This window comes from Bradyrhizobium sp. AZCC 1678, from assembly GCF_036924765.1.
GTDB classification, from domain to species: domain Bacteria; phylum Pseudomonadota; class Alphaproteobacteria; order Rhizobiales; family Xanthobacteraceae; genus Bradyrhizobium; species Bradyrhizobium algeriense.
On record NZ_JAZHSE010000001.1, the window covers coordinates 1 to 25450 of the forward strand.

The window sequence follows — 25450 nt, forward strand, 5'->3', positions numbered from 1 at the left end:
AGTTGGTTGCGGGAACCGACGTTGCCGCCGGAATTGCCTGCGTGGCTCACCGACGCGGACATCGATTTCTATGCCGGCGAATTCAGGCGCACCGGCTTCCGCGGTCCGCTCAACTATTATCGCAACCTCGACCGTAATTGGGAGCTGATGGCGGCGTTTACGGGAGTTATGGTGAAGGTACCGGCGCTCTTTGTCGCCGGCGACCACGACATGGTGATGGCTACTCCTCCCGGCATGGAACAGCATATCGCCAATCTCAGGCAGTTCGTCACGACGCTGCGCGACGTGCAAATTCTGCCTGGTTGTGGGCATTGGACCCAGCAGGAGCGCCCAAGCGAGGTCAGCGCCGCGATCATCGATTTCATCCGCGGCCTGCCGGGCTGAGGGGCAAAGGGACGCGCGTTGCCGACAACTCAGCTGTTCCCGGCGGACCCCAACGGATGCGTACGCGTTACCTCCGATCCTATCGTGCCGATCGGAGGTTCCCATGGGCATTACATTTCCCGGCGAATCCGCGGAGTATCGCACCGCACGGAATTCGCTGCTTGAGCGAGAGATCGAACTACGCCGGCAAATCGAGGACGTCGCAGCACGGCGCCGCGCCCTCCCACCCGGTGGATTGCTGAAGCAGGATTATGTCTTCGACGTCATGGCGCACGGCCATCCTGCGAAGATCAAGTTTTCCGAGCTGTTTCGGCCCGACACCAACTCACTGATAACCTACAATTTCATGTTTCCGAGATATCCGACGGACAAACGGGACGCGCCAAAAGTCGGCGAGACGGCGAAACTCAAGAAGATCGACACGCCCTGCCCTTCCTGCACCGCGCTGATCGACAGCCTCGATGGTGCAGCGGAACATCTCGAAGCGGCTGGTTTCAACTTCGTGATCGTGGCCAACACCTCGATCGACCGGTTGGCGGCCTTCGCACGGGACCGCGGATGGACCCACGCACGCTTCGTGTCGTCAGCCAACAACAGTTTCAAGCGTGACTATCATGGCGAGATCGAAGGCGGTCAGCAGCCCCTGATGACGGTATTTCATCGTTATCCCGACGGCATTCGCCACTTCTGGAGTTCGGAGATGGTCTACGGTAAGTCCGATCCCGGCCAGGACCACCGCGCCCTCGGATTGCTCGACACCTTCTGGAATCTGATGGACATGACACCAGAGGGACGACCGGCCAGCTTCAAGATTCAACCGCAATATCAGATGCCAAGCGACGTTCCGGAGCGGGCGCCGACGCTGAGCCCGAATTAGGGACGGGCGGCCGCGGTCGGTTCTGCCGTTCAGCGTAAATTGCGTAGGGTATTCGCGATCCGTCTACTGCTTTGATCGCGCGATGCGCTATTATCGCGCCCAAGAAGCAGAAAAATCGGGGAGCGAACTCATGGCCGCCAGCACTGCACCCGCCTCCAGAAGCGGGCTCTATGTCGATCCGCGCGAAGACTGGCTGGCGCAGCACACCGAAGAGATCATCGATCCCAGCCGACCGATCGTCGATCCGCATCACCATCTCTGGGATCGCGGCGGCCTGCGTTACATGATCGAGGAGATGGCGGCCGACATCGCCTCCGGCCATAACGTCATCGCGACAGTCTATGTCGATTGCCGCTCGATGTACCGCGCACACGGGCCCGAAGCGTTTCGCCCGGTCGGCGAGGTCGAGTTCGCCAATGGCGTTGCGGCGATGGCGGCGAGCGGCGGCTACGGCAAGGCCGCGATCTGCGCCGGCATCGTCAGCCACGTCAATCTCCTGCTCGGCGAAGGCGCGAAAGCCGTGCTGGAAGCCGAGATCGCGGCCGGCAACGGCCGCTTCCGCGGCATCCGGCACTCTTCGGCCTGGGACGCCGATCCCAACGTCGCCGGCATGTATGCGACCCGGCCGCAGGGGCTGTTGCTCGACAGCACTTTCCGCAAGGGCTTTGCCTGTCTCGCGCCGCTGGACCTGAGCTTCGACGCCTGGCTGTTTCATCCGCAGATCGGCGAGCTCACCGACCTCGCCCGCGACTTTCCCGATACAAAAATCGTGCTGGATCATTGCGGCGGCCCGGTCGGCATCGGCCGTTTCGCCGGAAGGCGCGAGGAGGTTTTTCCGGAATGGAAAACATCAATCCAGGAAATCGCGCGATGCCCGAATGTCGTGGTCAAGCTCGGCGGGCTCGCGATGTGCCTGCTCGGTTACGACTTTCACCAGCGGCCGAAGCCGCCGTCATCCGAGGAAGCCGCCGCCTCATGGCGGCCCTATATCGAAACCTGCATCGAGGCCTTTGGGCCCGATCGATGCATGTTCGAAAGCAATTTTCCGCCCGACAAAGGCCAGTGCAGCTATCAGGTGATCTTCAACGCCTTCAAGCGGCTGGCCGCGCAATATAGCGAAGCCGAGAAGACCGCGCTGTTCTCGAAGACGGCGACGGAATTTTACAAGCTCAAGCTGGACTGATCACGCCCACTCGCCCTTGCGCATCACAGGGACGCGGCGTCCGTCGGCGTGGACACCGTCGATGTCGGTCTCGGCCGTACCGATCATCCAGTCGATATGGATCAGGCTCTTGTTGCCGCCCTGCTCGGCGATCTGCTCCGGCGTCAGCTTGTCGCCATTGATGAAACATTTCGAGTAGCATTGACCGAGCGCGATATGGGAGGCGGCGTTCTCGTCGAACAGGGTGTTGAAGAACAGCAGCCCGCTCTTCGAGATCGGCGAGGAATGCGGCACCAGCGCCACTTCGCCGAGGCGCGCGGCGCCCTCATCGGTGTCGAGCACCTTCTTCAGCACCTCCTCGCCGCGCGAGGCTTTGGCCTCAACGATGCGGCCTTCCTCGAACCGCACCGCGATATTGTCGATCAGCGTGCCCTGATAGGACAGCGGTTTTGAGCTGACGACATGGCCGCTGACGCGCCGGCAATGCGGCGTAGTGAAGACTTCCTCAGTCGGGATGTTGGCGTTGCAGGTGATGCCGTTCTTCGCAGTCGAGGCGCCGCCTTCCCACTCATGGCCGTCGGCGAGACCGATCGTCAGGTCGGTGCCGGGGCCGGAATATTTCAGCGCGTGAAAGCGCTGGCCGTTCAGCCAGTCGGTCCGCTCGCGCAGCACGGCGTTATGCTTTTCCCAGGCGGCAACGGCGCCGTCCTGATCGACGCGCGAGGCCGCAAAAATCGCGTCCGCCAGTTTTGCTATCGCGACGTCCTCGGGAACATCGGGGAAAACCTGCCTGGCCCAGGACGGGCTCGGATAGGCGATGATGTTCCAGTTGGTGTCGAAATTGACGATCTTCTCCAGCGCCGGCTGGTAGGCGATCGAATTGGCTTTGCTGGCGCGTGCGACCTTTGCCGGGTCCTCGCCCGACAACAGCATCGGATTGTCGCCGACGATGGCGAGCCGCGCGGTGTTGGCGGCGAACGCCTTCGCCATGCCCTCATAGAGCCATCCGGCGGCGCGATCGAAACTCTCGTTGTGGCCATAGCGATAGCGCGCCAGCGTGATCTCCTCATCCGACAGGAACGGGGTCACGATTCCCGCGCCGGCCCTGTAGGCATGTTCGGCGATCCGGCGCACCAGCGGCAGCGCGACTGAGGGCGCGGTCAGCAGCAGGTCCTGTCCCGGCTGCAGCCGCAGGCCGACCTTGACCGCGACTTCGGCGAGGCGGTCGAGTTTCACGGGATCGATCGAAGGGGAAACGTTGCGCTGTGCGGTCATGATTCTTTCGGCCAATGCTCATCGATTTTGAAGGCCTCGCAGCCCTCGGCCGTGATCACACAATCAAGCCAAAGCGAGCGAAGCGCCTGACACAGCAATAGCACAGGAATGGTCCGGCGAAAGCCGATCTCGTTGATGTTCCGGAATGCAACAATGCCGAGCAGGGAACCCGCAAACAGCGCCGGGCCATCAGCGCTGCCGCTGTCAGCGCAAGCCCCTCACCGTGAGCACAATGCCGTCGGCGCCCGCTTTGCGGTCGACGGATATCTCCTGATACTCCGGCGAGGTCTGAAATTCCTGCGCCGCGGCCTCATCCGGGAATTCCATGATCACGACCTTGTCGCGCGGCCATTCGCCTTCCAGCACCACCGGATGTGCGTCCGCCACCAGCAGCTTGCCCTTGAACTTCTTGAACACGTCCATGAAGCGCGATTGATAGCGGTCGTAGAGTTCGCGGCGCGTGAACTTCAGTTGCGCGATGATGTAGACGCTCATGATAGCTCCTCATCTCACGTGGCAGGTGAGCGCCGGCGCTTTCAGCAATGGTCGCGCCGCTCAGCCACGAAACTTCTTGTTTTTCTTCTTTCCGAATGCGGGCTTTGCAGACGTCCCATTTTCATGCCGCGGCTTTCCGGGATGCGCCTGCTCGCCTCGATCCCGCCTCTTGGTATCGTAACGCGGTTTCTTGTCAAACCCCGCTCTGTCGGCGCCTTCAGCCTTCTTGCCGAAGTGCTTCGGCTTCGGCGCCGCCGCGTCGCGAACCGGCTCGCGCGATGGAGCGCCTGCGAGCGCCTCGATGCGGATGCTGTCTTCCTTGTCGGGACGGCGAATTTGCGCTGCGAAACGTTCGGCGATGCGCGCGGAAATCTCGAACTCGGTGGTGGTATCGAGAATGCGGATGGCGCCGATGTCTTCCTTCTTGATGCCGCCGCGACGGCACAGCATCGGCAGCAGCCAGCGCGCTTCGGCATTCTTCCGGCGTCCGATCGCCGCGCTGAACCAGACAGAATCCTCCGCCATGCGATGGCGCGGCGATGATTTCGCAGGCTTCGACCCGCGTCCGGCCTCGCGATCGGCCCTCTCCCGCGCACGTTCCGCCCGCGATTTGACGCGATCCTCACCGGGATCGACGATATCCTCGGGCGACGGAAGCCGCGAGCGATAGAGCCGCGCCAGCGCCGCGGCGATATCCTCCGCCGAGCGTTCGGCGAGCAGCGCCTGCGCGAGCGCCAGATCCTCAGGCGTCGTCTCGGCGGCGAACAGATCGTCGCGCAGCATGCGCTCCTGATCGAGCTTGCGAATTTCATCCGGCTGCGGTGCCTGACCCCAGGCGGCATCGATGCCGGCCAGATTGAGCAGCACCTCGGCTCGGCGCTTGCGTGCCGGCGGCACCAGCAAGACGCTGACACCCTTGCGACCAGCGCGTCCGGTGCGGCCGGAGCGGTGCTGCATGACTTCCGGATCGTTCGGAATATCGGCGTGAATGACGAGATCGAGGTTCGGCAGATCGATGCCGCGCGCCGCCACGTCGGTCGCGACGCAGACCCGGGCGCGGCCATCGCGCAGGGCTTGCAGCGCCAGCGTTCGCTCATTCTGGGTCAATTCGCCCGACAGCGCCACCACGGAGAAGCCGCGCTCCAGCAGCGTCGCCTGCAGATGCCGGACGGCATCGCGCGTGTTGCAGAACACCAGCGTGCCCGGCGATTCGAAAAACCGCAGGATGTTGACGACGGCATGCTCGACATCGCCGGAGGCAATCCGGATGGCGCGGTATTCGATGTCGGCATGGCCGCCTTCTTCGCCCGCGACTTCGACGCGAAAGGCCGATTGCTGATACTCTTTCGCCAGCGCGACGATGCCGCGCGGCAAGGTTGCCGAAAACAGCAGCGTGCGCCGGTCCTCCGGCGTGGCCTCAAGGATGAACTCCATGTCCTCGCGGAAGCCGAGATCGAGCATCTCGTCGGCCTCGTCGAGCACGATCGCCTTCAGTTCCGAAACATCGAGCCGGCCTCGCCGCAAATGATCGCATAGCCGCCCGGGCGTACCGACCACGATGTGGGCGCCTGCGGCAAGCTCACGCTGCTCGCGGCGCGGGTCCATGCCGCCGACGCAGGAAACCACCCGCGCATCGGCATGCTGATAGAGCCAGGCAAGTTCGCGATGGACCTGAAGAGCCAGCTCGCGGGTTGGCGCGACGATCAGCGCCAGCGGAGCCGCGGCCCGCTCGAACCGGTCGGCGCCATCCAGCAGATTCTTCGCGATCGCCAGGCCATAGGCGACCGTTTTGCCCGAACCGGTCTGCGCCGAAACCAGCAGGTCGCGGCCGGCAGCGTCGTCGGCCAGCACCGCGGTCTGGACCTGTGTAAGCCGATCGAAGTTGCGTTCCGCCAAAGCTCGGGCGAGCGGCGGATGGGTGGGCAATAATGTCACGAGATGTCAGACCTTAGGTTGGCTCTATCAGCCGGAAATGTTGAATACCGCCCCGAACCGAAATGGCTCAACGCTGCGCATTTCACGAAGCGCAGCCGAACGGCCTGACCGATTTCACTGAGGTGGGGATGCTTTAGGCGAAAACCAGCCAATACGCCATCCATTCTTTGCAGATCAGCCGATCACTTCTGTGGCGATTAACCTTTCGCGTTGCATGCATCCCGACGCTGGGAATCCTGGAGCGATCGGCTAAACTGCGGTTTTGAGGCGTTTCGCCCGTGTTTTCAGATCATGCGTCGCTCAAAGGGGCCGTATACCGTGATCGCGTTCAAGACCGTTCGTGCCCGGGCCGAGAAGCGCAAGGGCGGCCCCAAGGCGCTCGCCAGGCTGCTGCCGGCCAAGCCCGACCCGAAGGCGCTTGGCAACCTCGGCGATGACCGGATTCTCGCGGAAATGACCAGGCGGGTGTTCTCGGCGGGGTTTGCCTGGAGCGTGATCGAGACCAAATGGCCGGGTTTTGAGAAGGCGTTTCTCGGCTTCAAGCCGGGCCCACTGTCGCTGAAGCCGGACGAATTCTGGGACGATCTGATGAAGGACACGCGCATCGTCCGCAACGGCGCCAAGATCATGTCGGTGCGCGCCAATGCAAGCTTCGTGAGGGACATCGCCAGGGAGCACGGCAGTTTCGGCAAGTTCCTCGCGAACTGGCCCTCGTCCGACGAGGCCGGCTTGCTGGAATTGCTGGCCAAGCGCGGCAGCCGGCTCGGCGGCAATACCGGGCAGATGATGCTGCGCTTCCTCGGCTGGGACGGTTTTGTCACCTCTAGGGACGTCGTGCTGTGCCTGCGCGACGCCGGGCTCGACATCGCGGAGACGGTGACCTCGAAGCGCGATCTCGCCAAGGTGCAGGCGCAGTTCAACGCCTGGGCCGAGGAGACCGGGCTTTCCTACGTGCAGCTCTCGCGGATTTGTGCGCTATCGATCGGCGAGAATTATGCGGCGGAGAAGCTCGAGAGCATGATGGGCGGCGACGAATGATCCGCCTTCGCTCTTCGAGCTACGGCGCGACAAGTCCGCCCAATCCATCGGCTGAATTCGTCGGTTTAGAATCATATGACGAAGAATCCATGCGTGGCGTCGCGGCGGAGTTGCTCGACGAGGCCGTATTCCCAGTCGAGATAGGCCTGCATCGCGCTTTCCTTGATATCGGTGCCCTCATAGGGACGTCGGTAGCGGTGTGACGGATCGGGCTTTGGGATCGCAAGCGGCGCCCCGATCTCGAGCGTGCCGTCATAGCCGCCTTCGAGCACATAGGTTTCCCATCCCATCTGCGCGAGCCAGGACGCGGTCATATCGGCCCTGACACGCAGATTGTCGGTCAGCACGATGCGCGCGCCGCGCACAGGCGCAGCCATGTCGATCTCCTGCACCAATTGCCCGCCGGCATAATGGCGAAAGCCTGCGAGATGGCCGGCGGTGTATTCCTCTTCCGAGCGCACATCGAAACGATAGAGCGTACGATCGGCCTGCGCCTGCAGCGCCGCCATCTCCGCAAAGCCGATGTGTCGGACGCCGGCGCGATAGGCGACATCGCGCGCGCTGGCCTCACCGCCCGCGATAGTGCCGATCTCGCCGCGCCTGTTGGATCCATGTTCGAGATTCTGCTTGGCCAGCGTCCAGCCGATCGTTCCGTTGCGCAGCGCCCGCACCTTGTTGGTAACGCCGGCATTGATCAGCGACTGGGTGCCGATGATCGAGCGGGTGCGGCCGGCGCAATTGACGATAATGGTGGTTTCGGAATCGGGCGCGGCGCGGCCGGCACGCAGCACCAGTTCGGCGCCCGGTACGCTGATCGAGCCCGGGATATTCATGGTCGCGTATTCGTCGAACCGGCGGACATCGAGGATTTGAATGTTGGCGCCATTCGCAATCAGGGCGCTGACTTCCTCGGCGGCCAGCGAAGGCGTGTGGCGGCGATGCTCCACCAGCTCGCCGAACGCCTTGGCATAGGAATTGACGTCCTGGAACAGCTCAAAGCCCGCCTGTTTCCAGCCCTGCAATCCGCCATCGAGCTGGCGGACGTTGCTGTAGCCCAGCGCCGAGAGCCGGTCCGCCGCGACGGCGACGAGGCCTTCGCCGTCGTCATAGATAACGATCGGCACGTCCTTGCGCGGCAGCCGCGCTGCGGCCTCCAGCGTGATCCTGTCAGCCGCCATGTTGGCGGCAAACAGCGGATGGCCGGTGGCGAAGACGGCCTCGTGCCTGACATCGAGCAGTGCGATTTCATCGCGCAACAGCAGCGCGGTGCGGATTTGCGAGGGACTGACGGGGGGTACGGTCATGGATCGTGAATTCCGGATGGGGATCGTTGCTCCATTAACAGCATCCAGAGCCACGCGTCACGCCGGGCGAGGCATTAACTCTCATGTCATCGAACATTGAACTGATTGCACCGACTTCGCCGAAAACAGCATATGATGCCTACCAGATAAGCACCCAGGCATCCGATGGACCTCAAACAATTGCGCACCTTCCGCGCCGTGGCCGAGCTGGGCAGCCTCAGCAAGGCGGCGGACCGGCTGCGCGCCGCCCAGCCCGCGCTGAGCCGCCACATCAAGCTGCTCGAGCACGAGCTGCGCGTCGAGCTGTTCGTCCGCAACGGCCGCGGCATGCTCCTGACCAGCGCCGGCCGGATGCTGCTCGACCGCACCACGGGCCTGATCCGCCAGATCGAACAGGTCAGCGATGATCTCAAGTCGGCCAACGGCAATCCGTCGGGCCGCGTCATCCTCGGGCTGGTGCCGACGGTGAGCGCGGTGCTGTCCGGGCGGTTCGCCCGCCGCGTTATCAGCGAATTTCCCGACGTCTCGCTGCGCATCGTGGAGAGCTATGGCGGGCATCTGGTCGAGTGGCTCCACCGCGGCGAAATGGATCTCGCGATCATCTACGGCCCCGCGGTCGACCTGCATCTTCAGGTCCAGTCGATCGGCCGCGAGGATATCGTGGCCGTCGGGCCGCCGGGTTCGGGCCTCAACAAGCGGAAGCAGGTCGACCTGAAATGGCTGGTGAAGCAGAAGCTGATCCTGCCCAGCATCTCGCACGGCTTGCGGGCGCTGCTGGAGAAGGCGCTGGCGCGCGAGAAATTGAAGCTCGACGCCATGATCGAGGTCGATTCCTATCGCGCGCAGATCAGCCTGATGGAGGAAGGGCTTGGCTACACGCTGCTGCCGCCCTCCGCCATCCGCACCGAAGTGGCGGCGAAACGCCTGGAGATGGCGGCCGTCAGCCCCTCGGTGTCGCGCGAACTGATTCTCGCTTCGCCAATCGCCCATCCGCCGTCGATTGCAACGACGACGATTGCGACGCTGATCATGTCGGAAATTCAGCAGCTCTCCAGGGAAGGGCGCTGGAAGATCAACATGACGGCGTAGTGGCATTATTAGTTAAACAGCGCCCCGTCGCCCAGCACCGATTGCCGGAAGCGCGTCGTCAGGATGACCCCGTCCGCCGGCGGCATCACGAACACCAGCGCTTCGGGATTGATCTTGATCTGGGCGAAGGCCGTTCCCCTTCCCTCATGGGCGAGGTCGCGCAGTTCGGTCACTTCCGTCATCGTGCGCACGATGCGCGAGGTGCGGATGCCGCAGGCGGTAGCGATGGCGGCGAGGTCGACGCCGGAGGCGGTCGGGGTTTTCTGCATGCCGGTCTCGCCGAAGCGTTCATTGTCGAGGACGGCGATCGTCAGATTCTTCGGCGCTTCCACCGCGATTGAGGCAAGCGAGCCGACATTCATCAGCATCTCGCCGTCGCCGGTAATGACGATCACTTTTCGCTTCGGCTGCGCCAGCGCCAGTCCGAGCCCGATCATGGAGGCGCCGCCCATCGCGCCCCAGAGCGGAAAATTGTTCGGATGGTCGCCGGCGGCGGAGACATCCCAGTTCGGCGCGCCGAGGCCGGCGATGACAAGGAGATCGCCGCGGTCGCGCAACAATTCGTTGACGACGTCGCGCCGACGCAGGAGTGCGTTGGGATTGGTCATTTGCTGGCAAGCTCCTTGAAGTTCTTGGCGCCGAGCACGCGCTGTCCGATCAGCACCGCCACCGGCTTCCAGCTGTTGAAGGCGAGGTGCGCCGCGCCCTGCACGGCGGAAGCGACCAGATGCGGCTCGTCCACCTTGTTCACGATCACGCCCATGGCCTCCAGCGAGGGCCGCGTCCCCTGCCCCATCGGGATCTGCCACGGATTGAACTCGCCCCAATCGCCGCGCATGGTGACGATCATCAACAACGGCATATGACAGATGACGGGCAGCGACAGCATGTTGATGCAGTTGCCGACGCCGCTCGACTGCAGCAGCAGAACGCCCCGCTCGCCGCCGAGCCATGCGCCGGCCAGCATCGCCACGCCTTCCTCTTCCGTCGTCAGCGTCACGACGCGGGTTTCAGGGTCGGCCTCGAAGGAGCGGATCAGACGGCTGTGGCCGGCGTCCGGCACTATCGCCACCTGGCGAATGCCGGCGTCCTTCAGCACGCGATAGATTTCGTCCGGCCACGTCGGCAGCGCTGGTGCCGCCTCGCTCCGTGATTTTGCTGCTTCCGCCATCGGGCTCAGTTTCCTCTGCGATTCCCAAGGTGATTGGCGCGAACCATAGATCGCAGCCTGGCCTTAAGGAATTTGAATGTGGACATGGCTTCTATCGCAAAATTGAAAGGCTGGGGTGGGACTCGCCCTTCGAGACGGCCGCTTCGCGGCCTCCTCAGGGTGAGGGATGGACGCGCGGCTCGGCCTCTCCACGTCATTGCGAGCGCAGCGAAGCAATCCATGGCGCGGCAAGCGGAGAGGTGGATTGCTTCGTCGCTTCGCTTCTCGCAATGACGGCCAGACATCGCATCTCACCGCGCGTTCGTGACGATGGCCAACGCCCCTCATCCGCCGTGAGACGGGCGGAGTTATGCGGTTGATTTGGCCTGCGCGTTAAGCGGAATATTTTGGCAAAAGGGGCTGGACAGGATTCAGGTGATTTGCCCGACAAGTGGTTTTGTCGCAGTTTTTACCGTCATTCCGGGGCTCGCGAAGCACGAGCCCGGAATGATGGAGGAAGAGGTCAACTGCGGCTTGGAATCCGGCGCAGGATTTGCTTCCCTGTACCGATCGCCGGAGGAGCTTTCATGACCATCGACCTGACCCGCCGCACGTTGCTTCACCTCGCCGGCGCCTCCTCGCTGGGCGCGGCGGCGATCGCGGCGGCGCAAGCCGAGGGGACCGCAGGCGGCAGCGGGCCGACCTTTGCCAACCGGACGCCGATGCGGATCGGCATGGTGACCTTGCGCGTGCGCAACCTCGACCTCGTCGCTGATTACTATCGCGACGCGATCGGCCTGACTGTGATGCAGCGCTCGGCCACAAGCGCGCGTCTCGGCTCGGGCGGCGTGGCGCTGCTCGACCTCGAACGGCGCGAAAGCGCGGCGCGCGAGGCACGGAACGCGGCGGGGCTCTATCACACCGCGTTCCTGATGCCGACGCGCAAGGACCTCGCGCGCTGGCTGGTGCACGCGGCGAAAAACAAGATCCCGCTGTCCGGCTTTGCCGATCACCTCGTCAGCGAATCCGTCTACCTCGACGACCCCGAAGGCAACGGCGTCGAGGTCTATGCCGATCGTGCGCCCGAAACCTGGAAATGGGATGGCGGCTCGGTCGCGATGGCAACCGACCAGCTCGACATCGACGGCCTGCTGGCGCTAACGGACACGCGCACGACCAACTATGCCAAGGCCCCCGATGACCTGCGCATCGGCCATATGCATCTGCGCGTCGGCGACCTCGAACAGGCGGACCGCTTTTACGGCGACGCCATCGGCTTCGACCCGACCCGCAAGCGGAGCGGCGCCGCGTTTCTTTCCTCAGGGCGCTATCACCATCACCTCGGGATCAACGTCTGGCAGAGCGCCGGCGCCGGCCCGCGCGACGACACAGCCACCGGGCTAGCGTGGTTTTCGCTGGAGGTCGCGACGCAGCAAATTCTTGAGGCCCAAACGCTGCGTCTGCAGCAGGCGGGTGCGCCGGCTGCAGCGATTGAGAACGGCATCGAGACATCAGATCCCTGGGGCACGAAGCTGCGGCTGATCAAAGTCTGATGCTGGCAGCAATCGTCGATTAGCCCTGCTCAGCAGCCCCCGATGGGCCATGCGACCGCGGGACGGAATGAGGTCCATCCCCGCCAGGGCGCAGCAAGCATTATTTCTTCTTGCCGGTACCCAAGGTCGGCTGCCAGCCTCCGGTCTTCTGACTCGGTGCCGCGGCAATCACCTTGATCTTCTCCTTCTTGGGTTTCTTGGTTTCCCGATTGCCTCTTTGCTCGCCTTTAGCCATGTCGATCTCCTTAGGGTTGATGGTGATGGCGGAACTAACGCAGACTGGTCGACTAGAGGCGCGGCGCGTCCAGATCATATCGGACCTTCAAGGTCCCGATCAGATCGAGCGTGCGGGTGCGATAGAAATTGTCGGCCTCCGAAATTGGCCGACTGATGCTCGCGCTCCATCCGTAAGCATCGTCGAAAACAAACATCGTCATCCCCGACGGCCAGGGACCATGGAGGGTCCTTGCCTGCTCGACAATTATATCCTGGAGCTCATCGGCGGTCTTGCAGGCTCTGACGCTCATGGCTTGCCTCCCGGACCTCTGGTGGGCGCTCGGCTATCCTTCAAGCTGATCGAACTCATCAGACAACAGGATCCGGCCCCGGGGCGTGGATATCCTCACGTCCAAATAACCTTCCTGCAAAAGCTCGTTTGCCTTCTTGACGGCCGCCCCCGCCGCCGCACGGCTGAGATTGATCCGGCCAAATTGATTGTTGCCGCTGATCAGGTAATGCAGTTCGGTCGTCCTATCCATGCAGGGATGCCACGGCCGACACCGACAAAGGATGGAACTGCGGGACGGTCCGGTCGGCGGCCAAGCAAACCTGGGACAACAAAAGCTCCGTTCGCCCGGGCGTGAGCATTCTCAGCCCTCAATCACCCGATCGACGCCGTGGGAAACGCGGTGATGATCGACCCTAGGCTCGCGTCGCGGGAATAGCGAGCGCTAAAACGCCGCGTAGACAATCGCGATCGCCCTTCCAGCGGTAATGCCCGCACTTAGCGTGTCCCAACCTCAATCGCGGTTACGGAAGGATAGCTGACACAATCCCGTTGCTTCCGGCTCGAAGCAGATCCACGTGTTCGGTCCGACAGCAGGCCCGATCCGCGGAAAGTTGCCGAGCCTGTCTCAATCGAAGGCCGATGGCAGCTCTCCCTTGCGGAAGATGACCGTCGGCTCGTCATCATAGTCGCCCATCTCAGGATCGCCGGTGGATGAAAAGGCAACAACCCCGAGCTTGCTCAAGGCCAGCCGCTCCGCGGTGCGAAGCGCGCCCGTTGCCGTTTTGCAGGCGATCGGAGCGCCCGCTTTCAGGTTTCCTCCCCGGCCGGCATCGAAGACCTGAACGAAGTAGCTTGTTTCGCGAGCCATGGGGCGCTCCTTTGAGGACGGGCCGCACTGAGCGATTTCTGATTCAGGACATCGATCGCATCAACGCGGAAATTTGGATTGTTGCAAAGTTGGAGTACGTATCCGATACGGCGTAGGGCAAAATGAGCTGATCATTGTGCGCCATCGCCCCGCAGGTATAGACGACGTTGGGAACGTAGCCTTCGCGTTCGGACGGCTCGGGCCGCAACAACGGTTCGCTCGAACGGGCCAGCACCCTGGTGGGGTCGCGCTTGTCGAGCAGTGCCGCGCCGATCGAATATTTTCGGACCGGGCCGACGCCATGCGTCAGCATCAGCCAGCCCTCCTCCAGCTCGACCGGCGATCCGCAGTTGCCGATCTGCACGAACTCCCAAGGGAATTGCGGCTTCAGGATCGGCTGACCGCCTTCCCATCTGTAGAGGTCGTCGGAATAGATCAAATAAAGGTTCTCGTTATCCTGTCGCGCGATCATGGCGTACTTGCCGTCGATTTTGCGCGGGAACAGCGCCATGCCCTTGTTGCGCGCGGCTGCGCCGTGCAGCGGCGTCATTCGAAACGAGAGGAAGTCGCTGGTCTCGATCAGTTCCGACCGGATCGCGGTACCCTTGTAGGCGGTATAGGTTGCGTAATAGGTCGTCCGACCGCCATCGCTGAATTGGACGAAGCGCGCGTCTTCGATGCCGTTCGATTGCGAATCGGTGACCGGAAAGATCACGCGTTCACTGATGTCCTGTGCCGGCTCGAAAACGACGTCGACTTCGTCGCCCATCGGTCCAGCTAACCGGTGCCTGATCCGGGGACTCGAAGCGAGCCGGGCCGTCGGATCGACTCTGATGCTGCCTTCAGCGGCGATGGTGCCAGCGCGAAACGTCAGTGACGATACGTGCCCCTCGCCGACGGCTCGGAGGCTCAGAATGAAGCGCAGGCTGCCGTTCGGGATTCCTGACTGGTCGGGGTGCGGCACGATGCTGGGATTGAACAGTGCCGACGCTTCGAACGAGTATTCGTGCAGGAAGTAGGCGCCGATAAGCTGGCGCTGCACTTCGGAAAACGTAATGTGCGCCAGCAGCGCCTCCTCCATTTCGTCGGCGCGCAGCTCAAATGTCTTCAGCAGGTTGCGGTGCCGGCCCTGGAAGTTCTCCAGCACGTCGGCCAGTTGGCCGGCCGCGGCCTGCGGATCGAGATTGAGAACACGCTCGACGATATGATTGGCACGGGTCTTGTCGGTCGGGTTGAGATCGCGCGGCTCGGTCGCCGGCTTGAACGGACGCACGATCACGCGCGCTGGATCTGGGCGTAGATAAAGCGCTCGCCGATTGATAAAAGTGGCTTGTAACAAGGTGCCCTCAGTTCGCGTTTGCGTAAGTGGACGCTTAACTCAAGCGCCGATGGCGCGAAGCGTCACGGGGTTCGTCGGATTGATATTGGCGCGCGCAAGCTGGCGCATCTCGGCCAACGCCAGCAGATAGGACACGACCGACTCGCCGCCGCGATTTTCATTGGCACGATCGGGATGCAGCCCATCGCGACAACTGCCGGTCTCGGAATCGACGAGCGCAACCGACAGGTCGTTGCCGCCAAAGAACCAGAAGAAAACCCCCGCCGCGATGACCTTCCATTCGGCATCGCCGTCCGCGCGCCACGCGGTCAGGCACGCCGCAATCGTGGCGGTGGCTTCCACCGGCTGCTGATCGAAGGCCCCGGGAGGCTTTCGAAGTTCGCCAAAACTCGTCGTACCCACCGGGCGGAAATGCCCGGTCGACGTCGTCTGCAGCGTCATCAACCAGCGCAGGGTTCTCAAACCGGCATCGACATAGGCCGGCGTTTGCGTGGCGAGGCCTGTGGCGATCAGGGCCTGCGGCAGGCGCGCATTGTCATACGCCAGGCCTTCCTCGAACCACACCCAGTCCGGCGTCTCGACCAGAGCGAGGGCGGACACCAGCGTGTCGGCAAGAGAATGCCTGATCTCACGGGCCCGCTGATCATCAGGAGCTGCGGCGCAATAGGCGTCCAGCCCGAGAAGCGTGAAGGCCATGGCGCGAGGCGAGCGAAAGGCCGCGGCGGTCGACAAGGCTTCGGCAAACAAGGCCGCCGCCCATCGACGCCGTGACCGGCTGGCATCCTTCCGCGCGCATTCACCCAGGGCCCACAGGGTTCGCCCGTGACTGTCCTCGGAGCCTTCATCTTCGAGCCAGGTCCGGTTGAAACCCATGAAGTTGCGAAAGCGCCTGGTATCGGGATTCCACGCATGCTGCACAAAGGCGGCAAAGCGGCCCGTCTGGCTTTCCGAAAGCGGGTGCTCGCCCGGTTCATTGAGCGCGCAAGCCAACAGCAACGCCCGGGCATTGTCGTCCACGCAGTAGCCGTGCGCGCGGTCAGGCACCGAATGCACGGCGTGCTGGAACAGGCCGGTATCGTCGCACATCGACAGGAAATGGCCCAATTGCATATCGGGCACCGCGTGACCGTGCAGCGCGATCGCGTCCGGCGCGGCACGCGCGATCACCTTCAGCCGGTGGCCCTGCCGGGCATTTTCGAAGGCGGTCATGTAACGCTCGGCGGTGCGCTCCCATGTCATCGATCGGCTGGCAGCGTAGGCGCGCTCGCGCATCGCCTGCCGGCGAGGACTGTCGGTAAGCAATCCTGCTAATTCGTTGCCGGTCCCTGTCGCGTCGCCAAAGGCAACGAGAACGCCGCGCCCGTCGGCCAGCAATTCGCGCGCATGCCAGTAAGGTGTCGAGACGACCGGCTTGCCGAGGCCGAAGCTGTAGGCCAGCGTGCCCGACGTCATCTGCGCCTCGTTGAGATAGGGCGTGACGTAGACGTCGCACATTGAAATGAATTCGAGCAGCGTGGCCTGATCAACGAACCGGTCGAGGAATACGACGTGGTCCTCGATACCAAGTTTGCGCACGCGTTCCATCAGGCTGCCGCGATAGGCTTCGCCCTGATCGCGAACCAGATTGGGGTGCGTCGCACCGAGTACCACATAGACCGCGTCCGGCCGCCTTTGCAGGATCGACGGCATGGCGTCGATCATGACCTCGATGCCCTTGCTGGGGGACAGCAGACCGAACGTCAGAATGACCGACCGGTTGCTAAATCCGAGCTTGGCCTTTGCCGCGTCCGGCGCGACGAACGGAAAGTCGGGGATGCCATGGGCAATGACCTCGATCTTTTCGTCCGACACCCGATAGATATCGCGCAGCAGCTCGCGGCCCTTGTTGGCCATCACGACGACCTTCGAGGACATCTCGGCGATGCGCTCCATCACCGCGCGCTGAGCCGCCGTCGGCGCGGCCAGCACCGTGTGCAACGTCGTGACGACTGGCATGGTCAGGCGCGACAGCAGTTCCAGGATATGAGCCCCGGCCTCACCGCCGAAAATTCCGAACTCGTGCTGCAGGCAGACGATGTCGAACCGGCCGGCGTTGAGGAACGCTGCGGCGCCGACATACTCCTCGATGCTTCCATCCTTGATCTGCAACGCGACCGAGGCAGGATAATCGTAAGTCTGGTCGTGGTCGGTCATCGCCACGATGCAGGTTTGCAGGTTTGGCCGTGAATTCGAGATCGCGCGCTGCAGGTCCGTCGAAAATGTTGCGATCCCGCAGCGGCGAGGCAATGAATTTCCGATCACCGCGATCCTGCGGAGCGGCGTCATATGTGCGCCTCGGCCAGGCCGGTGAGTTCCGCCAGGTCGGCAGCAACGGCCTGAACAGGTCTGGTCGATCGCCCGGAAAGCCTGTGCAAGAGGGAGCCGATCGGACCGCTTGCGGGATACGCGATCAGGGCAGATAACCCGTTGGCACCGACTTCGATGCTGGCGCGATCGCCGCCGACGAAGATCGCCTGCCCGATGGATAGTGCGGCCAATCCGATCGCCGCATGGCCGTCGAGCGCGAGAACCCAGGTTTCCGAATCGGCGAGCAGCGCCCAGCTCGAACCCCCGGGCAGATCGAGCCGCTCGAGCACAAAATGTTGGCTCGCGACCAGAACCGTCCGCTCAAGAGTCAGGCGGGTCGGTTGACGTGGAGGCCCAAGCGGAAAGACATTGGCGACTGCTACGCCATCGTCGATGTGCAATTCGCGTGCTCTGCCGTAGTCGAACAGGCGAAATGTCGTATCGCTGCGCTGCTGAATCTCGGCGAGCACGATGCCGGCGCCGAGAGCGTGGATGGTGCCGGCCGGAATGAAGATGACATCGCCTTTCGCAACCGGACGCCATTGAACCAGCTCAACGATCGAGCCATTCGTTATCGCCGCGCGTAATTCCTGTGGTGTGATCCGTCGCTTCAGGCCGACGCCGATCTGCGCGCCCGGCTCCGCCGAGATGATGTACCATGCTTCGCTCTTACCGTTCGGCATCCCCATCGCGCGCGCAAACGTATCGTCCGGATGGACCTGGATCGACAACGGCGCGCTGGAGAACAGCAACTTGAAGAGCAGCGCCGGGATCGGAGCATTTTTGTCGGCGCGCTCGAACCAGAGCTCTCCCACGGCATCCCCGGTACCGTCGACGCTGCTCCATGGTTGGAGATCGCTGACGCCCCAAGGCTTGCGCAAGGCCTGCACGGACGCGTGTTCGATGGACATAGCGTCTCCTGACCCGTAACGCGCATGCCGAAGCGACATGCCGTTGGTCGATATCGTCTGTAGGATTGTGTGGCTAAGCGTCGCGTCTGCGGACTCGCCTTGTTGCGAAACCGGGTACGCTGTTGGTCATATGGATACTGCCGCACCCAATAGCAACCACTTTGCTTCGCGCGCGGTCGATATCGTAGAAGACGGCACGCCGAGCATGGCTCGGCTCGCCGGAGATCGATCCCGGTTCTACATCACGTTTCTATCGCGATCGGATTAGATGCGGCATGAACGCTGACCTTGCCTTCGCTGTGGGGATTTCCCTCGACATCGTGACGAAAAGAGCGTCTGCTGCACCGATCACCGCCTATCCCAGGCCGCAAGGCGATGGGCGTCCGGGCCTGTTCTGGCGAGGCCCTGCGAATCTCCGGCAAGATCGGAACGATATCTCTCCATCTGACATCTCTCCATCTTATGCCGCCGCCCATTCAGACCAGCCGCTGAGCCAGCTCCGACGAGATCATCGCGGTGAACGCGAAAGGAATGACGATGAAGAAACCCCTGCTTTCCATTGAAGAGCCGGAGCCGAAGAAGACGGTGCGGGCCGACAGGCCTCCGACCGAAGGGTTCGCGACGATCGTCGACGGCCATTTCAAGTCGCAGTTCGACACGGCCGAGGCTGCCGAAGTCTCCGGCCGAAAGCTGAAGACCGCTTATCCGATGCTTCAGGTCCAGATCTACGATGCCGTCATGAAGGCGCGCACCTTGTTGAGCTAGCTGGCTGGCTAACCAAGCCGATCGACTCGAGACGATCCGTCGTCACGCAACCTCGTCGGTCCAGACCTTGAAGCCGACCAATGTGTTTGGCCCAAACGTCTGGGTGATCGGCACATCGGAGGCATCGCGCCCCTGCGCGATCAGGATGCGGCCGATCCTCGGCACGTTGTTGCGCGGATCGAAGGTGCGCCAGTGCCCGCCGATATAGGCTTCGAACCAGCCGGCGAAATCGCCTGCGGCCCAGGGCTTCGGCGTGCCGACGTCGCTGAGATAGCCCGTGCAATAGCGCGCGGGAATGTTCATGCAGCGGCAGAACGCGACGGCAAGATGAGCGTAATCGCGGCAGACGCCCTTGCCTTCCGTGTAAGCCTCCCACGCCGTCTTGCTGGCGCGCGCATGCTCGTATCCGAATGCGATGTGACGGTGCACGAAATCGCAGATCGCCTGGACCCGCGCCCAGCCTGGCGGCGTTTTCTCGAACAATTGCCAGGCGATTTCCGAAAGCCGCTCGGTCTCGCAATAGCGGCTGCCGAGCAGATAGACCAGGGTGTCCGCGGGCAAGTCCTCGACCGCATGCTGAACCGCGGAAGCAAACACCGGATCGGGCAGGCCGCTGTCGCGAACGACGCCATCGGCCGCGAGACGCACGCGGCCGGCGGGCGCAACCATGCGGCTGCACCAATTGCCGAACATGTCGCGATAGGGTGCGATCTCGACGACGGGGTCGGTGGTGAGGAAGTCCGGCACAATGACGTCGGACGCACGGGTGAAGTGGGTGCCCAGCACCATGATCATCGGCGTCGGCTGCGGGAAATCGTAAAGCATTTCGAATCCGACGCGAATCTTCATTCGAAAGGCCTCTCCCGCTACTAACGCTCGAAGTGGCTATGAAACCAGCGAATACAAGGCGCCGGCGGCCTCATTCGACCAAATGCGGCTGCTAGCTGAGAAAACGATAGCTAATTGCCGCAAAAGCGCGCACGCTGCGACTATGTCCGAAAACCCTCATCACTTCGCGCGCAGCTTCGCCGGGCTGCCGGCATGACCACCCGCACGCGACGGGAAATGGTTCATTTCAGGCATCCGTTCCGCCTCAAGGGTATCGATCGGCAGCTCGCACCGGGGGCTTACGAAATCATCACCGACGAGGAGCTGATCGAGGGCCTTTCGTTTCCGTGCTTTCGGCGGGTCGCCACCATGATTATGGTGCCCGGCGCGCCGCCGCACCGCTCAGCGATGGAAATGATCTCGATCAGTTCGATCGATCTGTCCGACGCGCAACGCATCGACGCGAGCGCCCCCGCGTGACCGAGACCCCGATCGAGCTCGACAAGCATCGCGGCATGGCGGCGCAGAAGGCCACCGATATCCGTCGCGTGCTTGCCGACGTCGAGGCCAACGCAAAACTGTTGCGTGACGAGCAGGGCGCTGTCGAACTCCAGCTCCTTGCCGTGCCGGCCACCTCGTGGCCCGAGGCGGTGGCCAAGGCGCGTTACGTGCTCAATCTGTATTCGGCCGGTCTCGCGCCGACCGACACCCATCACCGCGACCTCGTCGCCGCGGTGCTTGCCGATCTTACCCGGCTTTCCGGGGAGGAGACCTGAACAGGACGATGTTCGGCCTAAAAGAAACTGTACACTTCATCCAGCCGTCCCGACCAGGATCGAACGGCGTAAACCGAAAGCACCTGATGCAGAACCTCTCGCCACGTCACGTCATGACCGAAGAATCGCTTCGTCTCGGGGTAGAGTCCGGCTGGTACTCGACCAAAGTCAGCGGAACCTTCGTCTCGGGCCCGCATTCTTCCGAAGCGGACTGCCTGCGCAGGATCGCAGAAATCAATCCGCCGGTAACGAAAAAGAAGAGTTAAGTCCGCTCCGTTCCGGGAGGAAAGCCTGATGACGTTCGCGCGCGGCAACATCCGAGGCTATGACGACGACCGGATGGTCCTGCTGTTCTCCATGATGGACGGCGGCAGGGAAGTGCCCTGCGCCGTCAGCGCTTCGGCGATGGACGATCTGGAACACGTGCCGCGGACGCCGGCCAACCGGCGCGAGGAACAGTTCGCACGGTTGCGGGACCGGATCGAAGCCTGCGCGTCCCGCAAATTCCAGGCGCGGGAGTTCGAAGGCACTCCCCCCGGCATCATCGTGCGCAGCATCGATTTCCGTTCCTGACGCTGCGGCTCAGCGCTGTCACGACGGCCGCGATGAAGCGGTCTGCGGACCGGTGAAAAAAGTTCCGCCCTCCCCAATCATGTTCTAAGGTTCCGAGCTATTTTCCGAGGGGACCGATTGCATGAACTTGCCGATGAGCTGGGACGAATGGGCTGACCACGACGGCGTTGCGCTGGCTGCGCGCGTCGCGAAGGGTGAACTGACGGCCGCGGAACTGGCTGCGCAGGCGGCCGCCGGCATCGCCAAAGTCGATCCCGCGCTTTCAGCCGTCGTCGAAATCTTCGAGGATGCGGTCACAGACCCCGGCACCGACGGCACCAACCTCGACGGCCCGTTTGCCGGCCTGCCCTTCCTGATGAAGGATCTGGGCCCGACAATGAAGGGCCGCCTGCAGGAAATGGGCTCGCTCTACATGCGCGGTAACCGCGCCACGGCCGACACGTTCATGACGACGAAGATGCGCGGGGCCGGGCTCAATCTGATCGGCCGCACCACGACGCCGGAATTCGGCGTCTGCAGTTCGGCCGAAAATCCCGCCGTCTATGTCACGCGCAACCCCTGGAATACCGACTACACCACCTGCGGCTCGTCGGCGGGCAGTGCCGCGATGGTCGCCGCCGGCGCGGTGCCGATCGCGCATGCGACCGACGGCGGCGGCTCGATCCGAATTCCCGCCGGCGTCAACGGCAATATCGGACTGAAGGTCTCGCGCGGCGTGTTCTCGCTATCGCCGCTTCTGTCCGACCTCAGCGGGCTGGTCTCCATCCAGGGCTGCCAGTCGCGCACGGTGCGCGACACCGCGGCTTTCGTCGACGCCTGCCGCGGGCCGGCGCCGGGCGAATTCATGCCGTTCTGGAGTTCGCCGGAGCCTTATACGCGGATGATCATGCGCGATCCGGGCCGGCTGAAAATCGCGCTGTCGTACAAGTGGGGCGATTACCAGGCGACGCCGCAGATCGCGGCCGAGCTGCAAAAGGTCGGGCGCTTCCTTGAAGGCCTCGGCCATCACGTCGATTACGCCTTGCCCGATCTGGATTATCGCGAAGCCTTCGCGGCGCAGACCACCTGCTACATCAGCAATTTTGCGATCGTCATCGGCAACATGCTCGCCGCGCGCGGGCTGACGCAACCGCCGGCCGATCTGATCGAACCGGTCAACGTGCGGATCTGGGAGGCGGGCCGGCACATGAGCTTTGCCGACCGCGCGCGCATGCAGGCGGTGTTCAACACCACCTCGCGCGGCTTCGGCGCCTTCTTCGAGGATTGGGATATCATCCTGACCCCGATCACGGCATTGCCGACGCCGAAGGTCGGCACCACGGAGTACCTCACGCTCAGTGACAATCCGTCCGTGCTGGACTGGTTCGGCAATCTCTGGCGCAATTTTGCCTTCACGCCGCTCGCCAATCTCTGCGGCATCCCCGCGATCTCGCTGCCGCTCGCCACCCACGAGCACGGCCTGCCGCTCGGCATCCAGGCGATCGGAAAGCAGGCCAATGACGGGCTGTTGTTGCAACTGGCCGCGCAGATCGAGCGCGCGATCGGCGGCAAGTGGAACGCGGGGCAGAAGCCGGGCGTGCATGTGACGAAGGAGTGAGCTCAACCGTCATTGCGAGCGCAGCGAAGCGATCCATGCCTCGGCGCAGGGAAAGATGGATTGCTTCGCTACGCTCGCAATGACGGGGGATGCACCGCCGCCCGCCGTCGTCCGCGGGCGCGTGGTATTTCGGCTGCTTTAGGATCTTCGTGAGGTTGATATCGCCGCGACTTCACTTCCCCTGCCAAGCAGAGCGTCACGGGCTTCCTTCAGGCGCTTCAAACTCGCCACATTGGTCTCGCGAATTTCGTCCAGACGATTGAGATAGGACAGTTCGGCCCTGACCTGGGCGAGGTTCACCGCATTGTCCATCTCGTTCGATCCTTGCTCTGCGGGCTGATCGGCTTCTTCAAAGGCCATGTCGTGGGCGGGGCGAATTGATTTTAGCATGAAGATGCCGGTCCGATTGTGAAGCTCACCACACATGGCGCAAGAATCCCTTGCCTGCGTAACTGCGGGTGACGTTGGAGAACCCGCCCTCGAAGGTGGCGCCGACCGCAAAACCGTTGCGCCATTTCACTTCGGCGGAGACGGTGGTCAGGGCGGCATCGCGTGCCTGCGCGGCGCCGTTGACTACGAAGCTCGCGCCCAGTGCGCCAGTTGCTGCCCGTATTGAAGTCGCCCGAGCCGGGGCTGGCGAGCCAGGTGGCGTCCTGGGCCGCCGCCGGTGAGCCCGCGCCACCGGCGCCGGCAAAGCCAGAAGCGCGACGCGCAGCTGCTTGCCGGCGACACAGCCCGCAGCACGGTAATAATTACGTATACCGTACATCTTCCGCCCCCAGCCCGCAGAGGTCCGCGCGCCTGTCCAGAATCGCAGTCCCCATTCGGCACGACTCCCCGCTTCAACTCCCCCTTTCCTCTCATTTCGCCGTCCGGAGGTCCTGAGATTGCACCCAGGACATTCTGAAATTTTTCTGATATTCGGCCCACTTGTGCGTTTGGGCACATTTTTGGGGTCGATCCGGGCACTAAATGGGGACAGTTGCCGGTTTGGAGGGGACGGTGCTGCGCTTTTCTGGTTTCGAGCTCGATTCTGAGCGCGCCGAGCTGCGCACACCCAATGGCGGGACGATCAGGCTCCGGCCCAAGAGCCTGGAGATACTGCGGCTACTCGCCAGCAATGCCGGCCGGGTCCTAAGCAAGCAGCAGTTGATGGAAGCCGCCTGGCCGAACGTCCATGTCGGCGAGGACAGCCTGTTCCAGTGCATCCGCGAAATCCGCACTGCGCTGGGCGACGACAAGCGCCAGGTGGTCCGCGTCATTTCGGGGCGCGGCTATCTGTTCCAGGCCGAGGTGACCGAGGTCCCCGTCCCTGCGGCGCCGGAAATTGCGTCCGTCAGCCAGCCGGCACCCGTTGCATCGGACACGAAGGCGACGGTCGAAGCGAACAATGAGCCCGCGAAACGGCTTTTCGACTTCAGCCGGCGTCGCATCGCCTTCGCGTCTGTCGCGGGGCTCGCCATCCTTTGCACGGCGGTGGCCGTGTGGATGTTGCGCCCCGGCCTGATCTTTGCGCGCGGGCCCACAACCATCGCCGTGATGCCGATCGCGGATGCGAGCAGCGATCCCCTCGTCGCCCAGATGGCGGCCGACGTCAGCGGGCGCCTCACCGACGGGCTGGCGAAGATCGAAAACATCCGCGTGCTGGCTCCCGAAACGGGGGCGCCGAAGGCCGACTTCGTGGTGAAGGGCGAACTGCAGAAGAGCGAGCAGGCCTGGACGATACGAACGCGTATGACCAACTCGGCAACCGGCGAGGTGACGTGGACGGCGTCATATCAGGTCAACCCGGCGGACACCGACCTGCAGATGCAGCAGTCCCGGCTGGCGGCGGGTGTCGGTCACGCCCTGGCGCTGCGCATCAACGAGTTGCTGAATGCCGACGGGCCATCGGCTACGAAGAGCAAGGTCGTGATCGAGCAGGCGACCGCCCATATCAACCAGACCTCGCCGGAACGTTTTCAGGCGGCGCAGGCCATACTGGAGAAAGCGCTGGCCGAAGATCCTGACAATGTCGAGGTTCAGGTCGCGCTCGCCGCGCTGCTGATGCGCGGCGTGCAGATGGTGTGGTTGGGTACGGACGAGCGCGAGGCGGCGGAGACCAAGGCCGAGGCGATGCTGCAGCGGACGCTGCGCGCAAAACCCAATTATATTCCGGCGCACGAGGCCTATTGCCGCTTCCTCAACGCCACCAACCAGTTTAGCGCGAGTCTCGTCGCCTGCGCGCGAGCCTTGAGCTTCGACCCGTGGAACGGGATTGCGCTGTATCATGTCGGTCTTGCCCAGATCCAAACGGGGCGCTTCGAGGACGCGCTCGCGACGTTCAAGCAGGCGGACCGGTTCGACACGCCGCAGGTATCGCGCTGGACGTGGATGATCGGCGCCGGCTGGGCCAACATGTTGATGGGCCGCGCCGAAGACGCCGTGCCGTGGCTACTGAAGTCGATCGCGATCACGGCCGCCAGTGGCCGCACGCATATGCTGCTGGCGGCGGCCTATCAGCAATTGGGGAAGACCGAAGAAGCCAGAGCGGCGATGGAAAAGGGCCGTGAATTACGGCCCGGCTCGACCGTGCAAAACGTTCCGACGCCCAGGAAGAATTCCAGCCCCGTCTATATCGAGGTTGCCGAACGGATCATGCAGTTGATGGCGGCGGCGGGGTTGCCGGAGGGCTGAC

General features: G+C 63.2%; 28 protein-coding genes and 1 pseudogene. 13 read left to right on the forward strand and 16 right to left on the reverse strand.

What is annotated here, in order from left to right; genetic code table 11:
- The 3 genes from V1294_RS00005 to V1294_RS00015 form a co-directional block, all read left to right on the forward strand.
- Nucleotides 1-384: alpha/beta fold hydrolase (locus V1294_RS00005; RefSeq protein WP_334494373.1), on the forward strand; the 384-nt coding region annotated here is incomplete at its 5' end.
- A 103-nt stretch (nt 385-487) separates the two neighbouring features.
- Nucleotides 488-1261: a DUF899 family protein gene (locus tag V1294_RS00010; protein WP_334494375.1), complete on the forward strand. Its 774-nt coding sequence runs from the start codon at nt 488-490 to the stop codon at nt 1259-1261.
- A 130-nt stretch (nt 1262-1391) separates the two neighbouring features.
- Nucleotides 1392-2444, forward strand: a complete 1053-nt coding sequence (locus V1294_RS00015) for an amidohydrolase family protein (RefSeq protein ID WP_334494377.1) — start codon at nt 1392-1394, stop codon at nt 2442-2444.
- Here the strand turns inward: V1294_RS00015 and V1294_RS00020 are convergent, their stop codons facing one another.
- The 3 genes from V1294_RS00020 to V1294_RS00030 all read right to left on the reverse strand — a co-directional run bounded on the left by V1294_RS00020 (nt 2445) and on the right by V1294_RS00030 (nt 6128).
- Complete coding sequence (locus tag V1294_RS00020) at nt 2445-3698, reverse strand: aminopeptidase (protein ID WP_334494379.1); 1254 nt, start codon at nt 3696-3698, stop codon at nt 2445-2447.
- Nucleotides 3699-3902: 204 nt separating this feature from the next.
- Nucleotides 3903-4193: a DUF1330 domain-containing protein gene (locus tag V1294_RS00025; protein ID WP_108512257.1), complete on the reverse strand. Its 291-nt coding sequence runs from the start codon at nt 4191-4193 to the stop codon at nt 3903-3905.
- A 60-nt stretch (nt 4194-4253) separates the two neighbouring features.
- Nucleotides 4254-6128, reverse strand: a complete 1875-nt coding sequence (locus V1294_RS00030; RefSeq protein ID WP_334494381.1) for a DEAD/DEAH box helicase — start codon at nt 6126-6128, stop codon at nt 4254-4256.
- A 318-nt stretch (nt 6129-6446) separates the two neighbouring features.
- Between V1294_RS00030 and V1294_RS00035 the strand changes: the two genes are divergently transcribed.
- Nucleotides 6447-7166, forward strand: coding sequence for a DNA-3-methyladenine glycosylase I (locus tag V1294_RS00035; protein ID WP_334490026.1), 720 nt, complete (start codon nt 6447-6449; stop codon nt 7164-7166).
- A 71-nt stretch (nt 7167-7237) separates the two neighbouring features.
- Here the strand turns inward: V1294_RS00035 and V1294_RS00040 are convergent, their stop codons facing one another.
- A complete protein-coding gene (locus tag V1294_RS00040) occupies nt 7238-8470 on the reverse strand; it encodes a rhodanese-like domain-containing protein (RefSeq protein ID WP_334494383.1) in 1233 nt (410 codons plus the stop codon).
- 165 nt (nt 8471-8635) lie between these two features.
- Between V1294_RS00040 and V1294_RS00045 the strand changes: the two genes are divergently transcribed.
- Nucleotides 8636-9559 (forward strand): LysR family transcriptional regulator, encoded by a 924-nt coding sequence (locus tag V1294_RS00045; RefSeq protein WP_334494385.1) that lies wholly within the window; start codon nt 8636-8638, stop codon nt 9557-9559.
- An 8-nt stretch (nt 9560-9567) separates the two neighbouring features.
- Here the strand turns inward: V1294_RS00045 and V1294_RS00050 are convergent, their stop codons facing one another.
- On the reverse strand, nt 9568-10167 hold the full coding sequence (locus V1294_RS00050) for a thiamine pyrophosphate-dependent enzyme (protein WP_334494387.1): 600 nt from the start codon (nt 10165-10167) through the stop codon (nt 9568-9570).
- Nucleotides 10164-10730, reverse strand: a complete 567-nt coding sequence (locus V1294_RS00055; protein ID WP_334494388.1) for a thiamine pyrophosphate-binding protein — start codon at nt 10728-10730, stop codon at nt 10164-10166. The genes V1294_RS00050 and V1294_RS00055 overlap by 4 nt, the downstream gene beginning before the upstream one ends.
- Nucleotides 10731-11296: 566 nt before the next feature.
- Between V1294_RS00055 and V1294_RS00060 the strand changes: the two genes are divergently transcribed.
- Entirely contained in the window at nt 11297-12262 is a 966-nt protein-coding gene (locus V1294_RS00060; RefSeq protein ID WP_334486253.1) for a VOC family protein, read from the forward strand.
- Nucleotides 12263-12362: 100 nt separating this feature from the next.
- Here the strand turns inward: V1294_RS00060 and V1294_RS00065 are convergent, their stop codons facing one another.
- From V1294_RS00065 to V1294_RS00095, 7 genes are all read right to left on the reverse strand, one after another.
- Nucleotides 12363-12497, reverse strand: a complete 135-nt coding sequence (locus tag V1294_RS00065) for a hypothetical protein (protein ID WP_256473058.1) — start codon at nt 12495-12497, stop codon at nt 12363-12365.
- Between the two features lie 52 nt (nt 12498-12549).
- The gene (locus V1294_RS00070) at nt 12550-12789 is read right to left on the reverse strand and encodes a hypothetical protein (RefSeq protein ID WP_334494389.1); all 240 of its coding nucleotides are present in this window, start codon (nt 12787-12789) and stop codon (nt 12550-12552) included.
- Nucleotides 12790-12822: 33 nt separating this feature from the next.
- Nucleotides 12823-13020 (reverse strand): hypothetical protein, encoded by a 198-nt coding sequence (locus V1294_RS00075; RefSeq protein ID WP_334486260.1) that lies wholly within the window; start codon nt 13018-13020, stop codon nt 12823-12825.
- Between the two features lie 375 nt (nt 13021-13395).
- On the reverse strand, nt 13396-13638 hold the full coding sequence (locus V1294_RS00080) for a hypothetical protein (RefSeq protein ID WP_334486263.1): 243 nt from the start codon (nt 13636-13638) through the stop codon (nt 13396-13398).
- 43 nt (nt 13639-13681) lie between these two features.
- Nucleotides 13682-14977, reverse strand: coding sequence for a glycoside hydrolase family 130 protein (locus tag V1294_RS00085; RefSeq protein ID WP_334494391.1), 1296 nt, complete (start codon nt 14975-14977; stop codon nt 13682-13684).
- A 39-nt stretch (nt 14978-15016) separates the two neighbouring features.
- Nucleotides 15017-17302 (reverse strand): glycosyltransferase family 4 protein, encoded by a 2286-nt coding sequence (locus V1294_RS00090; RefSeq protein ID WP_334494393.1) that lies wholly within the window; start codon nt 17300-17302, stop codon nt 15017-15019.
- Entirely contained in the window at nt 17299-18234 is a 936-nt protein-coding gene (locus V1294_RS00095; protein ID WP_334494394.1) for a class I mannose-6-phosphate isomerase, read from the reverse strand. The genes V1294_RS00090 and V1294_RS00095 overlap by 4 nt, the downstream gene beginning before the upstream one ends.
- Nucleotides 18235-18771: 537 nt before the next feature.
- Here V1294_RS00095 and V1294_RS00100 point away from each other — a divergent pair.
- Nucleotides 18772-18999: a hypothetical protein gene (locus V1294_RS00100; protein WP_334494396.1), complete on the forward strand. Its 228-nt coding sequence runs from the start codon at nt 18772-18774 to the stop codon at nt 18997-18999.
- Between the two features lie 42 nt (nt 19000-19041).
- On the opposite strand, the gene V1294_RS00105 is transcribed toward V1294_RS00100, so the two are convergent.
- Nucleotides 19042-19848 (reverse strand): transglutaminase-like domain-containing protein, encoded by an 807-nt coding sequence (locus V1294_RS00105; RefSeq protein WP_334494398.1) that lies wholly within the window; start codon nt 19846-19848, stop codon nt 19042-19044.
- Between the two features lie 192 nt (nt 19849-20040).
- On the opposite strand from V1294_RS00105, the gene V1294_RS00110 reads away from it, so the two are divergent.
- The 5 genes from V1294_RS00110 (at nt 20041) to V1294_RS00130 (ending at nt 22773) form a co-directional block, all read left to right on the forward strand.
- Complete coding sequence (locus V1294_RS00110; RefSeq protein WP_334494400.1) at nt 20041-20307, forward strand: hypothetical protein; 267 nt, start codon at nt 20041-20043, stop codon at nt 20305-20307.
- Nucleotides 20304-20603, forward strand: coding sequence for a hypothetical protein (locus V1294_RS00115; RefSeq protein WP_108512273.1), 300 nt, complete (start codon nt 20304-20306; stop codon nt 20601-20603). Before V1294_RS00110 ends, V1294_RS00115 begins: the two co-directional genes overlap by 4 nt.
- 86 nt (nt 20604-20689) lie before the next feature.
- On the forward strand, nt 20690-20869 hold the full coding sequence (locus tag V1294_RS00120; RefSeq protein WP_334486279.1) for a hypothetical protein: 180 nt from the start codon (nt 20690-20692) through the stop codon (nt 20867-20869).
- 28 nt (nt 20870-20897) lie between these two features.
- Nucleotides 20898-21176, forward strand: a complete 279-nt coding sequence (locus V1294_RS00125) for a DUF1488 domain-containing protein (RefSeq protein WP_108512275.1) — start codon at nt 20898-20900, stop codon at nt 21174-21176.
- 121 nt (nt 21177-21297) lie between these two features.
- Complete coding sequence (locus V1294_RS00130; protein ID WP_334494402.1) at nt 21298-22773, forward strand: amidase; 1476 nt, start codon at nt 21298-21300, stop codon at nt 22771-22773.
- Between the two features lie 138 nt (nt 22774-22911).
- Here the strand turns inward: V1294_RS00130 and V1294_RS00135 are convergent, their stop codons facing one another.
- Together V1294_RS00135 and V1294_RS37875 are read right to left on the reverse strand one after the other, a co-directional pair.
- Complete coding sequence (locus tag V1294_RS00135) at nt 22912-23133, reverse strand: hypothetical protein (RefSeq protein ID WP_334494404.1); 222 nt, start codon at nt 23131-23133, stop codon at nt 22912-22914.
- 55 nt (nt 23134-23188) lie between these two features.
- Nucleotides 23189-23368, reverse strand: a pseudogene (locus V1294_RS37875) (hypothetical protein); the annotation flags it as partial.
- Nucleotides 23369-23775: 407 nt separating this feature from the next.
- On the opposite strand from V1294_RS37875, the gene V1294_RS00145 reads away from it, so the two are divergent.
- Nucleotides 23776-25449: a tetratricopeptide repeat protein gene (locus V1294_RS00145; RefSeq protein ID WP_334494406.1), complete on the forward strand. Its 1674-nt coding sequence runs from the start codon at nt 23776-23778 to the stop codon at nt 25447-25449.
- Nucleotide 25450 lies beyond the last annotated feature (1 nt).